This is a genomic window from Rhodococcus sp. IEGM 1351, assembly GCF_030056875.1.
GTDB lineage: Bacteria > Actinomycetota > Actinomycetes > Mycobacteriales > Mycobacteriaceae > Rhodococcus_F > Rhodococcus_F opacus.
Genome location: NZ_JASHKU010000008.1, coordinates 231189 through 250864, shown reverse-complemented (window position 1 = coordinate 250864; position 19676 = coordinate 231189). Strand labels below are relative to the sequence as shown.

General features: G+C 68.9%; 16 protein-coding genes. 1 reads left to right on the top strand and 15 read right to left on the bottom strand.

Translation table 11 applies throughout. From position 1 onward, the window contains the following. Positions 1–13 precede the first annotated feature (13 nt). Positions 14–2347 (bottom strand): Tex family protein, encoded by a 2334-nt coding sequence (locus tag QM806_RS16660; RefSeq protein WP_169695603.1) that lies wholly within the window; start codon positions 2345–2347, stop codon positions 14–16. A gap of 75 nt (positions 2348–2422) precedes the next feature. Here QM806_RS16660 and QM806_RS16655 point away from each other — a divergent pair, with 75 nt between their 5' ends. After that, positions 2423–3460, top strand: a complete 1038-nt coding sequence (locus tag QM806_RS16655; RefSeq protein ID WP_169695604.1) for a serine hydrolase — start codon at positions 2423–2425, stop codon at positions 3458–3460. 25 nt (positions 3461–3485) lie between these two features. On the opposite strand, the gene trmD is transcribed toward QM806_RS16655, so the two are convergent. The 14 genes from trmD to QM806_RS16585 form a co-directional block, all read right to left on the bottom strand. Next, positions 3486–4178 carry a tRNA (guanosine(37)-N1)-methyltransferase TrmD gene (gene trmD, locus QM806_RS16650; protein ID WP_005259386.1) on the bottom strand — a complete coding sequence of 231 codons (693 nt, stop codon included), beginning with the start codon at positions 4176–4178 and terminating at the stop codon, positions 3486–3488. Between the two features lie 10 nt (positions 4179–4188). Then, complete coding sequence (rimM, locus tag QM806_RS16645; protein WP_005564862.1) at positions 4189–4740, bottom strand: ribosome maturation factor RimM; 552 nt, start codon at positions 4738–4740, stop codon at positions 4189–4191. A gap of 13 nt (positions 4741–4753) precedes the next feature. Further along, on the bottom strand, positions 4754–4996 hold the full coding sequence (locus tag QM806_RS16640) for an RNA-binding protein (RefSeq protein WP_005240479.1): 243 nt from the start codon (positions 4994–4996) through the stop codon (positions 4754–4756). After that, positions 4993–5454 (bottom strand): 30S ribosomal protein S16, encoded by a 462-nt coding sequence (gene rpsP / locus QM806_RS16635; protein ID WP_005240477.1) that lies wholly within the window; start codon positions 5452–5454, stop codon positions 4993–4995. Before rpsP ends, QM806_RS16640 begins: the two co-directional genes overlap by 4 nt. Positions 5455–5631: 177 nt before the next feature. Continuing rightward, entirely contained in the window at positions 5632–6717 is a 1086-nt protein-coding gene (locus QM806_RS16630) for an amidohydrolase family protein (RefSeq protein WP_005564861.1), read from the bottom strand. 3 nt (positions 6718–6720) lie between these two features. Further along, on the bottom strand, positions 6721–8307 hold the full coding sequence (ffh, locus tag QM806_RS16625) for a signal recognition particle protein (protein WP_005564859.1): 1587 nt from the start codon (positions 8305–8307) through the stop codon (positions 6721–6723). Between the two features lie 76 nt (positions 8308–8383). Then, positions 8384–10936 carry a [protein-PII] uridylyltransferase gene (locus QM806_RS16620; RefSeq protein WP_005564857.1) on the bottom strand — a complete coding sequence of 851 codons (2553 nt, stop codon included), beginning with the start codon at positions 10934–10936 and terminating at the stop codon, positions 8384–8386. Continuing rightward, positions 10926–11264: a P-II family nitrogen regulator gene (locus QM806_RS16615; protein WP_005240467.1), complete on the bottom strand. Its 339-nt coding sequence runs from the start codon at positions 11262–11264 to the stop codon at positions 10926–10928. Before QM806_RS16615 ends, QM806_RS16620 begins: the two co-directional genes overlap by 11 nt. A gap of 4 nt (positions 11265–11268) precedes the next feature. Continuing rightward, positions 11269–12588 carry an ammonium transporter gene (locus QM806_RS16610; protein WP_210752954.1) on the bottom strand — a complete coding sequence of 440 codons (1320 nt, stop codon included), beginning with the start codon at positions 12586–12588 and terminating at the stop codon, positions 11269–11271. A gap of 259 nt (positions 12589–12847) precedes the next feature. Next, entirely contained in the window at positions 12848–14251 is a 1404-nt protein-coding gene (gene ftsY / locus QM806_RS16605; RefSeq protein ID WP_007296879.1) for a signal recognition particle-docking protein FtsY, read from the bottom strand. Between the two features lie 66 nt (positions 14252–14317). Further along, positions 14318–17923 carry a chromosome segregation protein SMC gene (gene smc / locus QM806_RS16600; RefSeq protein ID WP_120659262.1) on the bottom strand — a complete coding sequence of 1202 codons (3606 nt, stop codon included), beginning with the start codon at positions 17921–17923 and terminating at the stop codon, positions 14318–14320. A gap of 22 nt (positions 17924–17945) precedes the next feature. Further along, complete coding sequence (locus QM806_RS16595; RefSeq protein ID WP_011598391.1) at positions 17946–18215, bottom strand: acylphosphatase; 270 nt, start codon at positions 18213–18215, stop codon at positions 17946–17948. Between the two features lie 5 nt (positions 18216–18220). After that, entirely contained in the window at positions 18221–19150 is a 930-nt protein-coding gene (locus QM806_RS16590; RefSeq protein WP_081276545.1) for a hypothetical protein, read from the bottom strand. Further along, on the bottom strand, positions 19150–19590 hold the full coding sequence (locus QM806_RS16585) for an OsmC family protein (protein WP_005240454.1): 441 nt from the start codon (positions 19588–19590) through the stop codon (positions 19150–19152). The genes QM806_RS16590 and QM806_RS16585 overlap by 1 nt, the downstream gene beginning before the upstream one ends. Positions 19591–19676 lie beyond the last annotated feature (86 nt).

Below are 19676 nucleotides of genomic sequence, written 5' to 3'. Positions count from 1 at the left end.
GATGGTGACCTGTTTACTTTCCGAATCCCGCCTTCCGCAGCGCGTCGGCCATCGAACCGCCGGGCGCCGTGCGGGAGTCACGCCCGCGATCGCGTCCACCCTGCTGCTGCGGCTTGCCGCCGCGCCGATCCTGCGGCTGCCCGCCACCGCGTCGGTCCGGCCGCTGCCCGCCGCCGCGGGGACCGTCGTTCTTGCGGCCGGCCCCGACCTCGTCGTCGAGCCGCAGCGTCAGCCCGATGCGCTGACGGGCCTCGTCCACCTCGAGGACCTTCACCTTCACGACGTCGCCCGACTTCACCACGTCCCGCGGGTCCTTGACGAAGTTGTGGGACATCGCGGACACGTGAACGAGGCCGTCCTGGTGGACGCCGACGTCGACGAACGCGCCGAACGCCGCCACGTTGGTGACGACACCCTCCAACGTCATCCCCGGCTTCAGGTGTGACACCTTCTCGATGCCGGCCGCGAACGTGGCCGTCTTGAACTCCGGGCGGGGGTCGCGGCCGGGCTTCTCGAGCTCACCGATGATGTCGGTGACCGTGGGCAGGCCGAACCGGTCGTCGACGAAGTCTGCCGGGTTCAGGCTGCGGAGCGCGGACGTGTTGCCGATGATCTCGCGCACGTCGGTGCCGCTGGCGCCGACGATCTTGCGCACCACCGGGTAGGCCTCGGGGTGAACGCTGGACGCGTCGAGCGGGTCGTCCCCGTTGGGGATGCGCAGGAAGCCGGCGCACTGCTCGAACGCCTTCGGACCGAGTCTCGCGACATCCTTGAGCCCCTTGCGGCTGCGGAACGGGCCGTTCTGGTCCCGGTGCGCGACGATGCTCTCGGCCAGCGAACCTGCGATACCGGACACGCGGGACAGCAGCGGCACCGACGCGGTGTTCACGTCGACGCCGACCGCGTTCACCGCGTCCTCGACGACCGCGCCGAGCGACCGTGCGAGCAGCGTCTCCGACACGTCGTGCTGGTACTGCCCGACGCCGATCGACTTCGGGTCGATCTTCACCAGTTCGGCGAGAGGATCCTGCAGTCGGCGCGCGATGGAGACCGCTCCACGGATCGACACGTCGAGGTCGGGCAACTCCGCCGAGGCGTACGCGGACGCCGAGTACACGGACGCGCCGGCCTCGGACACCACGATCTTCGTCAGGTTGGTGGTGCCCGACTTGGCGATCAGCTCGGTCGCGAGTGCATCCGTCTCGCGGGAGGCGGTGCCGTTCCCGATGGCGATGAGCTCCACGCCGTGCTTGGCGACGAGACCGGCGAGGGTGGCCAGGGAGGCGTCCCATTTGTTCTGCGGCTGATGCGGGTAGATCGTGTCGTGGGCCACCACCTTGCCGGTGGCGTCCACGACCGCGACCTTCGTACCGGTCCGGAAACCGGGGTCGAGGCCCATCGTGGCGCGGGTACCGGCAGGCGCTGCCAGCAACAGGTCGCGCAGGTTGTTGGCGAACACGTCGACGGCGTCCTTCTCCGCCGACTGCCGCAGGCGCATCCGGGTGTCGATGCCCAGCGTGACGATCATCTTGGTGCGCCACGCCCACCGCACGGTGTCGAGCAGCCACCGGTCGGCGGGCCTGCCGCGGTCGGCGATGCCGAACCGGCCGGCGATCCGGCCCTCGTAGACGGTGGGCTCGCCGGGGACGGGCTCCTCCGTGTCGGGTGCCAGGGTGAGCGTGAGCACCTCTTCCTTCTCGCCGCGCAGCACCGCCAGGATGCGGTGGGACGGGAGCTTGCCGAACGGCTCGGAGAACTCGAAGTAGTCGGCGAACTTCGCGCCCTCGGTCTCCTTGCCCTTGCGGACCGCGGACACCAGCTGCCCACGGGTCCACATCAGCTCGCGGAGCTCACCCACCAGGTCCGCGTCTTCGGCGAAACGCTCGACGAGGATCGCGCGCGCACCCTCGAGCTGTTCGGCCGTGTAGGACGCCGGATCGGTGGAGGGATCGGTGATCAGCGCGTCGGCGACGGGCTCGTGCCCGGCTTCGCGGGCGATCTGCGCCTTCGTGCGGCGCTTCGGCTTGAACGGCAGGTAGATGTCCTCGAGGCGCGCCTTCGTGTCGGCGGTCATGATCTGCCCACGCAACTGGTCGTCGAGCTTGCCCTGCGAGTCGATCGACTCGAGCACGGCAACCCGGCGCTCGTCCAGTTCCCGCAGGTAACGCAGGCGTTCCTCGAGCTGGCGGAGCTGAGCGTCGTCGAGCGTTCCGGTGACTTCCTTGCGGTACCGGGCGATGAAGGGCACGGTGGCTCCACCGTCGAGGAGGTCCACGGCGGCCGCGACCTGTCCCTCCCGGACGTCGAGCTCCTCGGCAATGCGCTGGTTCACGGTCTTGAGAGTCACGGAAATGGACCCTACCGCTACCCTGAGACAATATCGTCGGCGGTGAGGCCGTCACGGAAATCTCGGGAGAATTTCATGTCCAGGCTGATCCGTTGCCTGACGGTCCTGGTCTTCCTGCTGGCTGCGCCGCCGGCCTGCACCATCCCGACCGAGACGAACTCCGTGGTCGACATCCCGGCGACGTCACCCGCCGTCGCGACCCCCGACCTCCTCCCTGCCGACGAACCGCCGGCGGGTGACGGCGTGACCGTGAGCCCCGAGCCGTTCCCGTCCGCGCGAGTCCCCGTCACCGCACCCCTCGCCGAACGCATCTCGGCGGCGGTCGCGACGGCGGCCACCGAGCGCGGCGCCGACGTGTCTATCGCCGTTCTGGACCGCGCCGCCGGCAGCTATCTGGAGGGCGCCGCCGCCGAACCGGTCGAAACGGCGTCGTTGGCCAAGCTGTTCATCGCCGCCCAGATGTACCACCTCGACGCGCTCGGTGAGCGGACACTGTCCGACTACGACCATGTCCTCCTGAAGCGGATGCTCGAGGCGTCCGACGACGACGCGGCCAACACTCTCTGGGACGATCTGGGCGGCTCGGACGTCGTCGTCGACGTCGCCGGGCGGTACGGACTCGCCGCGACCACACCGCCCTGGGACGGGTTGTGGTGGAACACTGAGACGACCGCCGCCGACCTCGTGACGTTCTATGCCGGGCTTCTCGACGACCGTGACGGCCTGGGCCCGGGTCGCATCGCCGAGTTCGTCGACTACCTGCGCTCGTCGACACCCGAGGGCATCGACGGTTACGACCAGCGCTTCGGCATCCCCGACGGGTTGCCCGGCGAGAACGTCGTCGGGGTGAAACAGGGTTGGATGTGCTGTGTGGGCGATCGGTGGATCCACGTGTCGACGGGCCTGATCGGTGACGACAACCGCTACATCGTGGCCGTCGCGTCCCGCGAGGACATCCGGTACGAGGACGACGAGGAGTCGTACCCGGACACCGCGACCACAGATGTCACCGAGGATTCCAGCGCCCGGCATGCACGGGACACGATGACCGGATTCGTGAAGTCCCTGTTCCCCACCGGTGTCGTCGACGACTGGGCACATCCCCAGGGCTAGCGCCCGGGCAGGACCGGAAATCGGTTCAGGGCAACAGGTCCGGACGGCGTTCGGCCGTGCGTTGCAGCGACTGCTCGTGTCGCCACGCAGCCACCTTCGCGTGATCACCCGACAGCAGGACGGGCGGGACGTCGAGTCCGCGCCACGTCGCCGGCCGCGTGTAGCTGGGTCCTTCGAGGAGGCCGTCGGAAAACGAATCCTCTTGGTGCGACTGCTGATTGCCGAGCACTCCGGGGATCAGGCGCACGAACGCCTCGGTCATCACCAGCACGGCCGCCTCGCCCCCGATGAGGACGTAGTCGCCGATGCTCACCTCTTCGACGCGCACCCGGCGGGCGGCGTCGTCGAACACGCGCTGATCGATGCCTTCGTAACGTCCGCAGGCGAAGACGATGTGCTTCTCCCCCGCCCAGCGCTCGGCGGTGGCCTGCGTGAAAGGAACACCGGCCGGTGTGGGGACGACCAGCAGCGTGTCCGAGTCGCCGTCGCCCGCGGCGAGGACATCGTCCAGCGCGGGCCCCCACACCGTGGGTTTCATCACCATCCCCGGCCCGCCGCCGTACGGAGAATCGTCGACGGCCTTGTGGACGTCGTGCGTCCAGTCCCGCAGATCGTGCACGTCGACGGAGATGAGGCCCTTGTCGATGGCCTTGCCGAGCAACGCCGCTCGAAGCGGTTCGAGGTACTCGGGGAAGATGGTGACCACGTCGAGACGCATGGCTACCGACTCACTTCCCGTCGGCGGATTCACCGAAGTCGGGATCGAGCAACCCTTCCGGCGGATCGATCTCGACGACGCCGTCGGCGACGGACACCGACGTGACGATCGCGGCCACGAACGGGACGAGAAGTTCGCCGGACTGTTCGCCGGCCCGGCGGATCGAGAGCAATTCGCCTGCCGCGGAATGCAATACCTCGATGACGGTTCCCACCTCGGTGCCGTCCGCGAGGCGCACCGACAGTCCCTCGAGTTCGTGATCGTAGAATTCGTCAGGGTCGTCGGACGGCTCGAGTTCGGCGCTGTCGATGACGAACAGCGTGCCCCGCAGGGCATCCGCCGCGGTGCGGTCCGACACCCCTTCGAGGCGCAGCAGAAGCCGCCCGGAATGGTCCCGGGCGGCTTCCACCGTGTATGTGCTCACAGTCTGCTCGCGCGGCTTGTGCCCCCGCAGCACGGCACCGACGGCGAATCGATCCTCGGGTTCGTCGGTGCGAACCTCGACCACGACCTCACCCTTGATGCCGTGCGACTTGGCGACACGGCCGACGACGAGCTCCACTGCTGTAAGGCCTCTACTGATCGGTGTCGACGACGTCGACACGGATCCCGCGGCCACCGATACCGGAGACCAGCGTCCGCAGAGCGGTCGCGGTGCGGCCACCGCGACCGATGACCTTGCCGAGATCGTCAGGGTTGACGTGCACCTCGACAGTGCGCCCCCGACGCCCGGTGATCAGCTCGACACGAACGTCGTCGGGGTTGGCGACGATGCCACGAACGAGGTGCTCCACGGCATCGGCGACGACGGCACTCACTTGTCAGCAGCCTCGGACTCTGCAGCAGCCTCGGCGGGAGCGTCGGCAGCAGCCTCGGCGTCCTCGGCCTTCGCCTTCTTCTTCTTGGGTGTGATGGCCTCGCCGACGGGCTCGTTCTCGGCCTGCGCGAGCGCAGCCTGGAACAGCTCCAGCTTGGAGGGCTTGGCTTCCTTGACGCGGAGGGTGCCCTCGGCGCCCGGCAGGCCCTTGAACTTCTGCCAGTCACCGGTGATCTTGAGGATGGCCTCGACGGGCTCGGTGGGCTGGGCGCCGACGCCGAGCCAGTACTGAGCGCGCTCGGAATCGACCTCGATCAGCGAGGGCTCTTCCTTGGGGTGGTACTTCCCGATGGTCTCGATCGCACGGCCGTTGCGGCGGGTGCGGGAGTCGGCGACGACGATGCGGTACTGCGGGTTCCGGATCTTGCCGAGCCGGGTGAGCTTGATCTTGACAGCCACTGCTGTACTTCTCCTTCAGTGCGCACACGAGTGCCCACGTGTCACGTGCAATTCGGCGACGCGCAGGAATAGCGCGCCCGGTTTTGCCTCCAACCTGTGACCGCCGCGCGGTGCGTGACCGGATGCGACGAACAGCGGTTCATTCTGCCAGACGAACACCGTCAGGGGGAAACCAGGTCATCGGGTCTTGACGACGGTGCCCCGCAGCACCACGACATCGGGCGCGGCGAGGGCGTCGCTGCTCGCGCGCGGGTCGTTCCGGAATACCAGCAGATCCGCGGGCGCACCCGCTTCCACTCCCGGATGTCCGAGCCACGCGCGCGCGTCCCAGCATGCGGCGCCGAGCGCCTCGGACGGGGTCAGTCCGACCGCCTTCAGTTCCTCGACCTCGTCGGCGATGCGTCCGTGGACGATCGATCCGCCGGCGTCGGTGCCGGCGTAGATCGGGATCCCCGCGTCGTGCGCGGCACCGATGGTGTCCTTCACCCGCGAGTGCAGGTCACGCATGTGCGCGGCGTAGATCGGGAACCGCGAGGCGGACTCGGCGATGTCCGGGAACGTCGCGATGTTGATCAACGTCGGGACGAGGGCGGTTCCGTGCGAGACCATCAGCTCGATCGTCTCGTCGGTGAGCCCGGTGCCGTGCTCGATGCAGTCGATTCCGGCGTTGATCAGGCCCGGAAGCGCATCCTCGGCGAAGACGTGCGCGGTGACACGAGCCCCTTCGCGGTGCGCGGCCGCGATCGCCTCGACGAGGATGTCGTCGCTCCACAAGGGCGCCAGGTCGCCCGAGGAGCGGTCGATCCAGTCGCCGACGAGCTTGACCCATCCGTCGCCGGCCCGGGCCTGGCGCACCACCTCGTCCGGCAGTTGCGACTCGTCTTCCAGATCGACCGGGAGTCCGCGGATGTACCGCTTGGGCGCGGCGATGTGCTGCCCGGCGCGGATGATCCTCGGCAGGTCGGGGCGGTTGTCGACGAACCGGGTGTCGACCGGCGAACCCGCGTCACGGATCAGCAGGACCCCACAGTCGCGCTCGGTCTCCGCCTGCGCGATCAACCCTTCGACGCTCTCGCCGCCCCCACCGCCGAACCGGATGCCGACGTGGCAGTGAGCGTCGACGAGACCGGGCACGATCCATCCCGATTCACAGACGGTCTCGGCGCCGGGAACCGGTTCCGTCGAGATCACACCGCCGTCGACCCAGAACTCGACCGGCTGTTCGTCGGGCAGACCGGTCCCCCGGAAGTGCAGTGCAGCCATCGGCTACTTCTTCGGCAGCTTCAGCTGGGACAGGTCGATGCCCTCGAGTCCGGGCGGCAATTCGTCCAGGCCCTTCGGCATGTTCGACAAATCCGGCATCCCCGCGGGAAGACCGCCGGGCGGCATTCCCGGGAACCCACCGGGCAGACCGCCGGGGAATCCCCCGCGCACCTTCGGCGGCGTCGGTCCCTTGCCCCCCTTCTTGCCCTTCTTGCCCTTCTTGCTGCGCTGCTGCTTCCGTGAACCGGGCATGCCCATCCGCCCGGCCATCGCGGCCATCATCTTGCGGGCCTCGAAGAAACGGTCGACGAGCTGGTTGACGTCGGAGACCTTGACGCCCGAACCGTTGGCGATCCGCAGCCTGCGGGAGGCGTTGATGATCTTGGGATCGTCGCGCTCGGCGGGGGTCATGCCGCGGATGATGGCCTGCACCCGGTCGAGCTGCTTCTCGTCGACGTTCGCGAGAGCGTCCTTCATCTGTCCGGCACCCGGGAGCATGCCCAGGAGGTTGCCGATGGGGCCCATCTTGCGGACGGCCATCATCTGCTCGAGGAAGTCCTCCAGTGTGAGCTGGCCCGAGCCGATCTTCTGTGCGGTGGCCTCGGCCTGCTCGGCGTCGAAGTGCTGCTCGGCCGCCTCGATCAGGCTGAGGACGTCACCCATGCCGAGGATGCGGCTGGCCATGCGATCGGGGTGGAAGACGTCGAAGTCCTCGAGCTTCTCACCCGTGGACGCGAACAGGATGGGCTGCCCGGTGACCTCGCGGACGCTGAGCGCCGCACCACCGCGGGCGTCGCCGTCGAGCTTCGTGAGCACGACACCGGTGAATCCGACACCCTCACGGAACGCCTCGGCCGTGCTGACCGCGTCCTGACCGATCATCGCGTCGAGAACGAAGATCGTCTCGTCCGGGTTCACGGCGTCGCGGATACCCGCCGCCTGCGCCATCAGGTCGGCGTCGATACCCAGGCGGCCCGCGGTGTCGACGATGACCACGTCGAACTGCTTGTTGCGGGCTTCCTCGACACCTGCCCGGGCCACCTCGATCGGGTCGGCCGCGGTGATGCCCAGCTCGTTGTCGCCGCCGCCGATGGACGTGCCGGGGTGCGGAGCGAACACCGTGGCGCCCGCCCTCTCGCCGACGATCTGCAGCTGGGTGACGGCGCCGGGACGCTGCAGGTCGCAGGCGACGAGCAGCGGGGTGTGCCCCTGGTCGCGCAGCCACTTCGCGAGCTTGCCTGCGAGCGTCGTCTTACCGGAACCCTGCAGACCGGCGAGCATGATGACCGTCGGCGGCGTCTTGGCGAACACCAGACGGCGGGTCTCGCCACCGAGGATCCCGACAAGTTCCTCGTTGACGATCTTGACGACCTGCTGCGCCGGGTTCAGCGCCGCCGACACCTCGACGCCCTTGGCGCGTTCCTTGATCTTGGCGATGAACGCGCGGACGACGGGCAGCGCGACGTCTGCCTCGAGCAGGGCCAACCGGATCTCACGGCAGGTGGCATCGATGTCGGCTCCGGAAAGGCGACCCTTGCCACGCAGATCCTTGAGGGTTCCGGTCAACCTGTCGGAAAGGGATTCGAACACCGAGTGCGCTCCTGAAGTCATACGAGTGTGCGGTGGATATTCTCGGGCACCAGCCTAGCCGCTCACGTCCTGCCGTTCATTCTCCCCCGCTGCCCTCCTGCTTCTTCGGCTTCGTCAGCGGAACGACGCCGAGGATCGCGCTCTCGACCTGTTCCCGGCTCGCCCGGGTGTCCCCGCCGCCGAGATCGAGGCAGAACGAGTCGATCACCGACGAACCCAGGGTGGTCACCCGCGCCCAGCGGACGTCGGCCCCGCACGTGTCGAACGCGTCGGCCAGCCTGGACAGCAGCCCCAGCCGATCCTCGGCCCTGAGCTCGAGGATGACCTCGCCGGGCGACGCGGTGTCGAACCAGATGACCCGCGGCGGCGCCTGCGCGTACTGCACCGGAACCGCGGCTTCGCCCCGTTCCTCCACGGCGGCCACGCGCTGGCTCTCGCGAGCCTCCTCTTCCTTGGCCGTCAGCATCTCCAGCAGATTCAGCTCTCCCGCCAGCGCGCGGATCAGCTCCTGCCGCAGCAGACCCGCCTGCGGCGGCGCCCCGAATCTCGGAGACACGACGAACGAATTGACAGCCGACCCCTCGGCACTGCCCAGCGACGCGGAGTGGACCCGCAGCGAATGAAGCGCGAGCACACCTGCCGCTTTCGACAGCAGACCACGCTGGTCGGGGGCGATGACCGTCACCACGTACGTGTGGGGACTGTCGGCGGGGACCAGCGCGACGTGCACGCCACCCGACGCCGCAAGCGCGACGTGTTCCGGATCGAGCGGATCGGGTGCGGGAAGAACCTCGCCCGCCATGACCATGCGGCAGCGCCGCACGAGTTCCCCGATCAGCGAGGACTTCCAGTCGCCCCACACACCGGGACCCGTCGCCAGTGAATCCGCCTCCGCCAGCGCGTGCAGCAACTCCAGCAGAACGCCGTCACCGCCGAGTGCCTCCACGACCTTCTCGACCGTCTCGGGATCGTCGAGGTCACGCCGCGTCGCGGTGTGCGGCAGCAGCAGATGGTGGCGCACGATCGCCGTCAGCAGCGCGACGTCCGAAGGCCACAATCCGAGACGCTTACCGATCTGGGTGGCCAGTTCCGCGCCGACCACACTGTGGTCGCCGCCGCGGCCCTTGCCGATGTCGTGCAGCAACGCACCGAGCATCAGCAGGTCCGGGCGCGCGACGCGGGTGGTGAACCCACTGGCGTAGGCGGCGGTCTCGACGAGGTGACGATCCACGGTCCACGTGTGCACCGCGTCCCGCGGCGGCAGATCCCGGACGGCACCCCACTCGGGAAGAAGCCTGCCCCACAGCCCGGTCCGATCGAGAGCCTCGATCGCCGCGACGGCACGGCTACCCGAGCCGAGCATCACCAGCAGATCGTTCAGCGCCTCCTTCGGCCACGGCTCGCGCAGCTCGGGGGCGTTGTCGGCCAAGCGATTCAGAGTGGACGCCGACATCGGCATCCCCGTCGTCGCCGACGCCGACGCGACCCGCAGCACGAGGCCGGGGTCCTTCGCCGGCCGGGCATCGCGCGCCAGCACCACTTCCCCGGCGTGCTCGACGACACCCTCGTCGAGGGGCCGTCGCACCGGTGGTCGGCGCAACCGCGCCAGACCGCGCCGCGGCAGGGCGTGTCCGGCCGTCCGCACACCGACCTCGACGGAATAGCTGATGGTGCGCGCGGCGTCGCTGAGCATGCGCGCGAGGTCGAATCGATCGCCGATCCGCAATGCGGCGCCGATCTCGTCGGCGTCCTGCGCTCGCAACTGATCCCGGGAGCGGCCTGCGACCCGGTGCAGTTCGGTGCGGACGTCGAGGAGCCGGCGATGTGCGAGTGCCAGTCCCCCGCCGGGCGACTCGGGACCGAGCCCGGGCATGCCGTCGGTGAGCTGCGCGATGGACAGCGCGTTGAGCAACTGTACGTCCCGCAGTCCACCGCGACCGCTCTTCAGGTCGGGCTCTGCGCGGTGGGCGATCTCGCCGCTGCGTTCCCAGCGCGACCGGGTCTGCTCGATGAGGCCGTCGAAACGGTTGCGGATGTCGGTGCGCCACTGCCGGCGCACCCCGCTGATGAGCAGATTGGTCAGCTCGACGTCGCCGACGATGTGACGGGCCTCGAGCATTCCCAGCGCCGCGGTGATGTCCGTGTCCGCCACCTGCAGGGCCTGAGGGATGGTGCGGACGCTGTGGTCGAGCTTGATGTGCGCGTCCCACAACGGATACCAGAGCTGGTCGGCCACCTGCGAGACGACCGTCGGATCCATGTCGTCGTGAAGCAGAAGGAGGTCGAGATCCGAATACGGCAGGAGTTCCCGGCGACCGAGCCCACCGACCGCGACGAGCGCGAAGCCGCTGTCGGGTTTGATGCCCAGCTCGGCACCCTTTGTGGTCAACCAGAACTCGTGCAGGTCGACGAGCGCGTGACGGAGCGCGGCAGCGTCGAGTCGACGCCCGTGACCTGCGGAATTCCTTGCGCCGGGGCTGGTCTCGGAGCCACCGGTGAGCAGTTGCCTGCGTGCGCGGGCCAGGTCCGCTGCTTGGTCCGATCCGCCTGACGCAACCGGCCCTGGTTCCGTCGCCTTGGCGACGGGACCAGGGCCGGTCTTACCGGACCCGTTGGGGTCAGAGCGCATCCGCGCCGCGTTCCCCGGTACGCACCCGGATCACCGACTCGACCGGTGAGACCCAGACCTTGCCGTCACCGATCTTGCCGGTGCGTGCCGCCTCGACGATCACCTCGACGACCTTGTCCACAGCAGCGTCGTCCACGACGACCTCGACCCGGACCTTCGGAACGAAATCGACCGAGTACTCGGCACCTCGGTAGACCTCGGTGTGGCCCTTCTGCCGGCCGTACCCCTGAACCTCGCTGACGGTCATCCCGAGGACGCCCGCCTGCTCGAGGCCCGTCTTCACGTCCTCCAGAGTGAACGGCTTGACAATTGCTGTGATCAGCTTCATTTCCTCATCCCTCCTTGCCGGATACACGAGCAGTTGCCGAGTTTCCGCCGAGAGCGGCGAAATCGTAGCCAGTTTCTGCGTGTTCCGACTCGTCCACTCCAAGTGATTCACCCTCGTCGCTGAGCCGCAGACCGATCGTGAACTTCACGATCAACGCGACGACGGCTGTACCGACGAGCGAGTAAAGCAGTACTGCTCCGGCGCCCACTGCCTGACGCCAGAGTTGGTCGAGGCCTCCACCATAGAACAGTCCGACAACACCCGCGGGCGCCTCAGCCGTTGCGACCAGGCCCACCATCAGCGTTCCGACGATGCCGCCGACGAGGTGGACACCGACGACATCGAGCGAGTCGTCGAATCCGAAGCGGAACTTGAGTCCGACCGCGAGCGCGCAGAGTGCGCCTGCCACGACGCCGATGGCGAGTGCGCCGAGGACGTTCACCGAGGAGCAGGAAGGCGTGATGGCAACCAGGCCGGCCACGATTCCGGACGCCGCGCCGAGTGTGGTGGCGTGGCCGTCGCGAATCCGCTCGACCAGGAGCCAGGCGAGCATGGCCGCGCACGTTCCGATGACGGTGGTGATGAAGGTTGCTCCGGCGATGCCGTTGGACCCGACGGCCGAACCGGCGTTGAAACCGAACCAGCCGAACCAGAGGAGGCCGGCGCCGAGCATCACGAAGGGCAGGTTGTGCGGGCGGAACGGGGTTCCCGGCCATCCCTTGCGCTTGCCGAGAATGATCGCGAGGACGAGGCCGGCGGCGCCGGCGTTGATGTGGACGGCGGTACCACCCGCGAAGTCGACCGCGGCGAGCTTGTTGGCGATCCAGCCACCGGTCTCGGCGGTGACACCGTCGAAGGCGAACACCCAGTGCGCCACGGGGAAGTACACGACCGTCGCCCAGAGGCCGGCGAACAGCAGCCAGGGCCCGAAGCGCAGGCGATCCGCCACGGCACCCGAAATGAGGGCGACGGTGATGATCGCGAACATGGCCTGGAACGCGACGAACACCGTCGCGGGGATGGTGCCGACGAGCGGGATCGCGGAATCGGCGATGACCGAACCTGCGTCGTCGGTCTCGGCGAGGTAGGACCCGCCGAACAGTCCCTTGAGTCCGAAGTACTGGAACGGATCACCGACAAGGTTTCCCTTGTCCTCACCGAAGGCCATGGAGTAGCCGTAGAGAACCCACAGGATGCCGACGACACCCATCGCGCTGATGCTCATCATGAGCATGTTCAGCACGCTCTTGGCCCGCACCATGCCGCCGTAGAAGAACGCAAGACCCGGAGTCATGAGCAACACGAGCGCGGCGCTGGTCAGCATCCACGCTGTGTCCCCGGTGTCCGGTGCACCGATAGTGGGGAAATCCACCTTGAGCCTCCTCCTTCTCTGCCCAGCCGGTAGCGGCTGACGACCTGAGAAGAAGGGTGCTCAGTTGGTGTTTCGGCTATGCCACTGCACTGTTTCGCGCTCGTGAACGCATCGGCCTATTTTGTTGCGTCCAGGTTTCGCCAGGCGATTTGCGGTCGGTTTCATCGCCCCGGAGCGGTCCGGGACCCCGCGACGACCCCGAATCGCTGCGTCAGCCGAGCAACGCGTCGACGAAGGCGCCCGGCTCGAACGGCGCCAGATCGTCGGCGCCCTCACCGAGCCCGACGAGCTTCACGGGAACCCCCAGTTCGTGCTGAACCTGGAACACGATGCCGCCCTTGGCGGTGCCGTCGAGCTTGGTGAGGACCACACCGGTGATGTCGACGACCTCGGCGAACACCCGCGCCTGCGCGAGGCCGTTCTGGCCGATGGTCGCGTCGAGGACGAGGAGCACGTCGTCGACCGAGGCCTTCTTCTCGATGACCCGCTTCACCTTGCCGAGCTCGTCCATCAGTCCCGTCTTCGTGTGGAGCCGGCCGGCGGTATCGATCAGCACGACGTCGACGCCGGTATCGATTCCCTTGGACACGGCGTCGAACGCGACGGCCGCCGGATCTGCGGCTTCCTTCCCGCGCACCACCTCGGCGCCCACTCGCTCGGCCCACGTCTGCAATTGGTCCGCGGCGGCGGCACGGAACGTGTCGGCGGCACCGAGCAGGACGCGCCTGCCGTCGGCCACGAGCACCCGTGCGAGCTTGCCGGTCGTGGTGGTCTTGCCGGTGCCGTTCACACCGACGACCAGCAGGACCGCCGGGTGGTCGTCGTGCGGCAGGGCACGGATCGAGCGATCGAGTTCCGGCCGGAGTTCGGCGACCAGGACTTCACGCAGCAGCGCGCGGGCATCGGCCTCGGTGCGGACGCTGCGCGATGCCATCTGCTCACGCAGCGACGTGACGATCTTCGTGGTGGTCGCCGAGCCGAGGTCGGCGATGAGGAGCGTGTCCTCCACCTCTTCCCAGGAGTCCTCGTCGAGATCACCACCACCGAGCAGTCCGAGCAGGCTCTTGCCCACCGCGGACTGGGAACGGGACAGCCGCCCCCGCAGGCGGTCGAGCCGTCCTTCGGTGGGGGCGATGACGTCGAGCACCGGCACGGCGGCAGCCGGTTCGGGTTCGGGTGCGGGCGCGACCTCGGGTTCCGCTTCGACCTCCGGCGCGACGACCGGCTCGTAGGTGACCGGCTCCGCCGGGGCCGTCGGCTTCTCCGGGGCCTTCTCCGGGGCCTTCTCAGGGGCCTTCTCCGGCGCCGGGGGCGCGACGACCTCGGGTTCGGGCGCGGCCACCTCGGGTTCGGGCGCCGGTTTCGGCAGAACCGGCTCGGGCGCAGGCGGACGCGGCGGTGCCGTCGCCGTCGACCCCTGGCTGAAGTTGAACCCGCCGTCCGCCCGGTAACTGCCCGAACGGTCCTTCTCCGCCGTGGTGACCTGCGGGGTGTCCGGCGCCTTCAGGGAAATCCGGCGACGCCGATACAGCAGGGACCCGACGACGAGAACGACGAGAAGTACGGCCAGTGCGGCCGCGATGGCAATCCAAGCTCCGGTAGTCACGCCGCCCATTGTTTCAGGCTCCGGATTTCGTCGCGCACTGCCTTCCCGCCCGCGCCGTCCCGGAGCGGGTCGAAATCAGGCGTCCGCGGCCGCCATGTCCTGGCCACGGAGCCGCTGGGAGATGACGGTGGTGATGCCGTCGCCGCGCATGCTGACGCCGTAGAGCGCGTCGGCCACCTCCATCGTCGGCTTCTGGTGGGTGATGACGATCAGCTGCGACTTCTCCCGCAACTGCTCGAACAACCCGATGAGACGACGCAGGTTCGTGTCGTCCAGCGCGGCCTCCACCTCGTCCATCACATAGAAAGGGGACGGCCTGGCCCGGAAGATCGCCACGAGCATCGCCACCGCCGTCAAAGACTTCTCGCCACCGGACAGCAGCGACAGCCGCTTGACCTTCTTGCCGGGCGGGCGGGCCTCCACCTCGATTCCGGTGGTCAGCATGTTCGACGGGTCGGTGAGCACCAGCCTGCCCTCACCACCGGGGAACAGCTTCGCGAACACTTGCACGAATTCGCGTTCGACGTCCGAATAGGCCTCGGTGAACACCTGCAGGATGCGGGCATCGACGTCGGCCACCACACCGAGGAGATCCTTGCGGGCGGTCTTCACGTCCTCGAGTTGAGTCGAGAGGAAGTTGTAGCGCTCCTCGAGTGCGGCGAACTCCTCGAGTGCCAGGGGGTTGACCTTGCCGAGCGTCGCCAGGTCCTTCTCGGCACGTTTCGCGCGACGTTCCTGCGTGGCGCGGTCGTACGGAATCGGTGCGGGCATCGTGACCTGCTCGCCGCGCTCTTTCGCCTGCTCGTACTCCTCCATCTCGAGTGCGGACGGCGGCAGCGCGACATCGGGGCCGTATTCGGCGATCAGATCGTCCAGGCCGATCCCGTGCTGTTCGAGGATCGCCTCCTCGAGCTGCTCGATGCGCAGCGCGGCCTGGGCGCGAGCCACCTCGTCGCGGTGCACGGCATCGGTGAGCGACGCCAGCTGTCCGGTCAGCTGACGCACCCTTTCCTTCACCTGTTCGAGTTGGGTCGTCCGCTCGGTGCGCGCCCGGGCGAGTTCGTCACGGTGCGCCATCGCGGCGTCGACGACGTCACCGAGGTGCTCGGCGACCCGCTGTCCCGACTCGGCGACCGCCGCCGCGACGGCGGCCGCGTTCTGGCGGGCCTTCATCACGCGTTCGGCGCGGGCGCGCGCGTCGCGTTCCACCTGTGCGGCGCGGCGCAGGGAGTCGGCCTTGCCGCGCACCGACTCGGCGCGCTCCTCGGCCGTGCGCACGGACAGCCGGGCTTCCACTTCCACGGCCCGCACTTCGGCCAGTGCGGCGGCCGCCATTTCACGATCGATGCTCGTCGTGTCGGAACCGCCCGTGTCGGCGCCGGCGGGCGACCCGTCCTGTTCCGCCAGGCGCAGCCGTTCCTCGAGTTCGGCGAGCGCGGTCAGTGTGTCCTCGCGGCCGCTCTCGGCCTTGTCGCGCTGCGCCATGAGCCGATCGGATTCTGCGTGCGCGGCCCGCGCGGCCTGGCCGAGGCGGCCGAGGCGCTCGTAGATGGCGGACATCGCGGCGTCGGACTCGTTCAGCGCGGCCAGTGCCTGCTCGGCGTTCTCCTGGCGGTCGGCCTGTTCCGCGACCGCGCCGGACAGTGCCGCGGACAGTTCCTCGGCGCGACGTTCGGCGCGGGCGAGATCCTGCACCGAGTTGTCGATGGCGGCCTGGACCTCGAGGGTGCTCGGCTGACGGTCCGATCCGCCGCTCATCCAGCCCGCTCCGAGGAGATCTCCGTCGCGGGTGACGGCGCGCACGTCGGGCCTGCGCCGGACGGTTTCGACGGCGTCGTCGAGGGAATCGACCACGACCACTCCAGCCAGGAGCGCCGCGAGTCCGGTCCGCAGTTCGGCAGGGCAGTCGATGACGTCGACGGCCCACCGGGCGCCGGAGTCCAGGTGTCCGCCGTTCGGCGCCGCCAGATCGGTTCCGATGACCAGGGACGCCCGACCGCTGTCCGTCTCCTTCAGCGCACCGACTGCGCTACGGGCGGCGTCGAGGGATTCGGCGACGACGGCGTCGGCGGCGGGGCCCATGGCGGCCGCGACGGCGCCCTCGTACCCCTTCTCGACGGTGATGAGGCCACCGATCGGTCCGCGGATGCCGTGTTCGCCGCGATTCTCGACGAGCCAGCCGGCGCCGTCCGTGCGTTCGAGGCCCATCGACAGTGCGTCGATCCGGGCACGCAGGGATGCCACTTCCTGCCCGGCTGCGCGCTCCTCGGCCTGGAGTTCGGTGACGCGTTCGGTGATCAGGCGCAGTGCCTCGACGGCACGCTCGTGGTGGGAATCCAGTCCGAGCTCGCCGGCGTCGAGGTCACCGATCTCGTCCTGGACGACCTCGAACTCTGACTGTGCCGCGTCGCCGCGCTGGCGGGCCTCCTCGATCGCGACGGTCAGCCGGGACACTTCGGCGTCGACGGAGTCGGCGCGGGTGCGCAGCGTGTCGACCTGGCCGGACAGCCGGGCCAGGCCTTCACGGCGGTCGGCGATCGCCCGGACCGCTGCCATGTGGGCTCGTTCCGCCTCGGCGGCGGTCTCCTCCCCCAGTGCCAGCTGCTCCTTGGCCGCGTCCAGCGCCGCGCGCGCCATCTCGACGGCTTCGACGAGCTCCATTTCCTCCGCGGCGATCCGGTCGGCGCGGGCCTCCATCTCGTCGGGATCCTGACCGCGGTTCGCGGAGGGCTCGGCGTCGAGGTGACGCGCCCGCTCGCGGGCGATGCGGATGGTCGCGTTGACGCGCTCGGCGAGTGCCGACAGCTGGAACCAGGTCTGCGCGGCCGCTTCCGCACCCGGTGTGAGCCTCGACAATTCCTGTTCGTGCCGTCCCAGCTCGAGATTGGCTTCGTCGAGTGCCTCGGTGACCTGGTCGTGCTGCTCTCGCGCGATCTTCTCGTCCTGAGCCTGGCTGGCCAGGTCCTCGCGTCGCGTGACCAGGTCGTCCGCGGCGAGCCGCAGCTTCGCGTCGCGGAGGTCGGCCTGCACGGTCTGGGCGCGGCGTGCCACCTCGGCCTGCCGTCCGAGTGGTTTGAGCTGGCGCCGCAGTTCCGCCGTGAGGTCGTTCAGGCGCGCCAGGTTGGCCTGCATCGCGTCGAGTTTGCGGACCGCCTTTTCCTTGCGTTTGCGGTGCTTGAGGACACCGGCTGCTTCCTCGATGAACGCGCGCCGGTCCTCCGGACGGGATTCGAGGATGGCGGCGAGGCGACCCTGACCGACGATCACGTGCATCTCCCGGCCGATGCCGGAGTCGCTGAGCAGTTCCTGCACGTCCATCAGCCGGCACGAGCTGCCGTTGATCTCGTATTCGCCGGCTCCGTCGCGGAACATGCGCCGGGTGATCGACACCTCGGAGTAGTCGATCGGCAGGGCGCCGTCGGAGTTGTCGATGGTCAGCGTGACCTCGGCGCGTCCGAGGGGCGCCCGCCCGGCGGTGCCGGCGAAGATGACGTCTTCCATCTTGCCGCCGCGCAGCGCCTTCGCCCCCTGCTCGCCCATCACCCAGGTGAGCGCGTCGACGACGTTGGACTTACCCGACCCGTTGGGCCCCACGACACAGGTGATTCCCGGCTCGAATCGCAGAGTCGTTGCGGACGCAAAGGATTTGAATCCCTTCAGCGTCAGACTCTTCAGATGCATGACGGAGAACTTTACCTGCGGTTCACCGTTCCACGAACCCGGTGAGGTCGCCGCGGGCGGAATCCCATTGCTCCACGACGAGATCCACCGCGCCCGGCGTGTCTCCCGACCGCAGCAGCGTCAGGAGGGTCTCCAGCTTGTCGCGAGGCCCCTCGGCGATGACGAGCACGCGGCCGTCCTTCTGGTTGGCCGCGTATCCGACGAGGCCGAGTTCCAGCGCGCGGGCGCGGGTCCACCACCGGAATCCCACACCCTGCACGAATCCGTGCACCCACGCGGTCATTCTCTCCATGTCCGTCACGACCGTTCGAGTTTGTAGATCTTCCCGGTGAAGCTGGTGGCGTAGAGCGCGTCCGGATCCCAGCCCGGCCCGGCGCCGAACCGCACCGACGACACCAGCGGCAGCCCGGACGCGAGGGCGCAGCTCTCCCCCGTCGTGGGATCGACCCGCACCACTTTGCCGCCGCCGTTGTAGGCGACGTAGACGATGCCGTCCGGTCCGACGGTGAGATCGTCGGCCGCGTTGAGGGGCCCGGAGCCGGGCAGTTCGACCGACACGACGGGACCGCTCAGGTCGTCTTCGCGGAGGATGCGCAGCGTGGTGGTCGTGTCGAACGTCGTCACCGTGTAGACGTTGCCGTCGTGCGCGGCGAGACCGTCGACCGTTCCCAGATCGGTGCGCACGACCTCCGGTGTATGGGGATCCGCGGCGGGGACGCGGGTCAGCCCCGCCCCGGAGCCCAGATTCCGGGCGGTGAGAATGTCTCCGTTACTCAGCCGGACCAGCCCGTTCGGCATGACCAGCCCCTCGGCCACGGTTCGTCTGTCACTCGTGGCGAGGTTCACGACGTCGACCGTGCCGTTCGCCGAGCCCGTGACCCCGGCGGCGAAGGAGTTCCCCGTGGCGAAGTACGCGTCGGCACCGTCCACGGCGATTCCGCCGGGCGACTCGACCTCGGGCACGATCGGGGTGACGGTGCCGTCGGGGGCGACCCCGTCGAGGGCTCCGCCGCCGACCAGGCCTGTTCGCGACACCAGCATGGTGCCCGCCCCGTCGAAGGCCAGGTTCTCGAGAACCCCCGCCCCGGACGCCACCTCCGACACCGACCACGGGGTGCACGCGCCGCCGGGCGGCGAGAACGCGGGCCCAGCGGCCGCGGGCGCGACCACGAGCAGACCCGCGCAGAGCGCCGCCCCGCCCGCGAGCGCGGCCAGCTCACGCCGCATCATGCTTCTCTCTCGACGGTCAGCGTCACTTTCGTCCCGGCCTTCAGCGTCCGCCCGACCGTGCAGACCTTGTCCACCGACCGTTCCACGAGCGCCACCAGACGCTCCTGCGCATCGGCGTCGAGTTCGCTGAGGTCCAGCTCCATGACCTCGTCCAGCTGCGGGTACACCTCGTTCTCCCGGTCCGCGGCACCGGACACCCGGATGGTGGCGTCGTAGTTGTCGCCCAGCCGCCGCGACAGCGGGAAGTCCGAGCTCATTCCGCTGCACGCGGCGAGTGCGATCTTCAGGAGTTCCCCGGGGGTGAACACGCCCTCCACGCCCTCGGAGCCGATCAGGACCTCGGCGCCGCGCGAGCTGCGGCCGGTGTACCGCCGGGTGCCCGTTCGCTCGACCCACAGTGAGGTGGGCGCCGTCGTGTCGGAAGTCTGTTCTGCCATGCGCTCAATCCTGCCACCGATCCACGCACCACCAGGTAGGTGGGTGGGCGGCAGTGGTTTCCGCGCAATTGTGAACGAGGATTCTC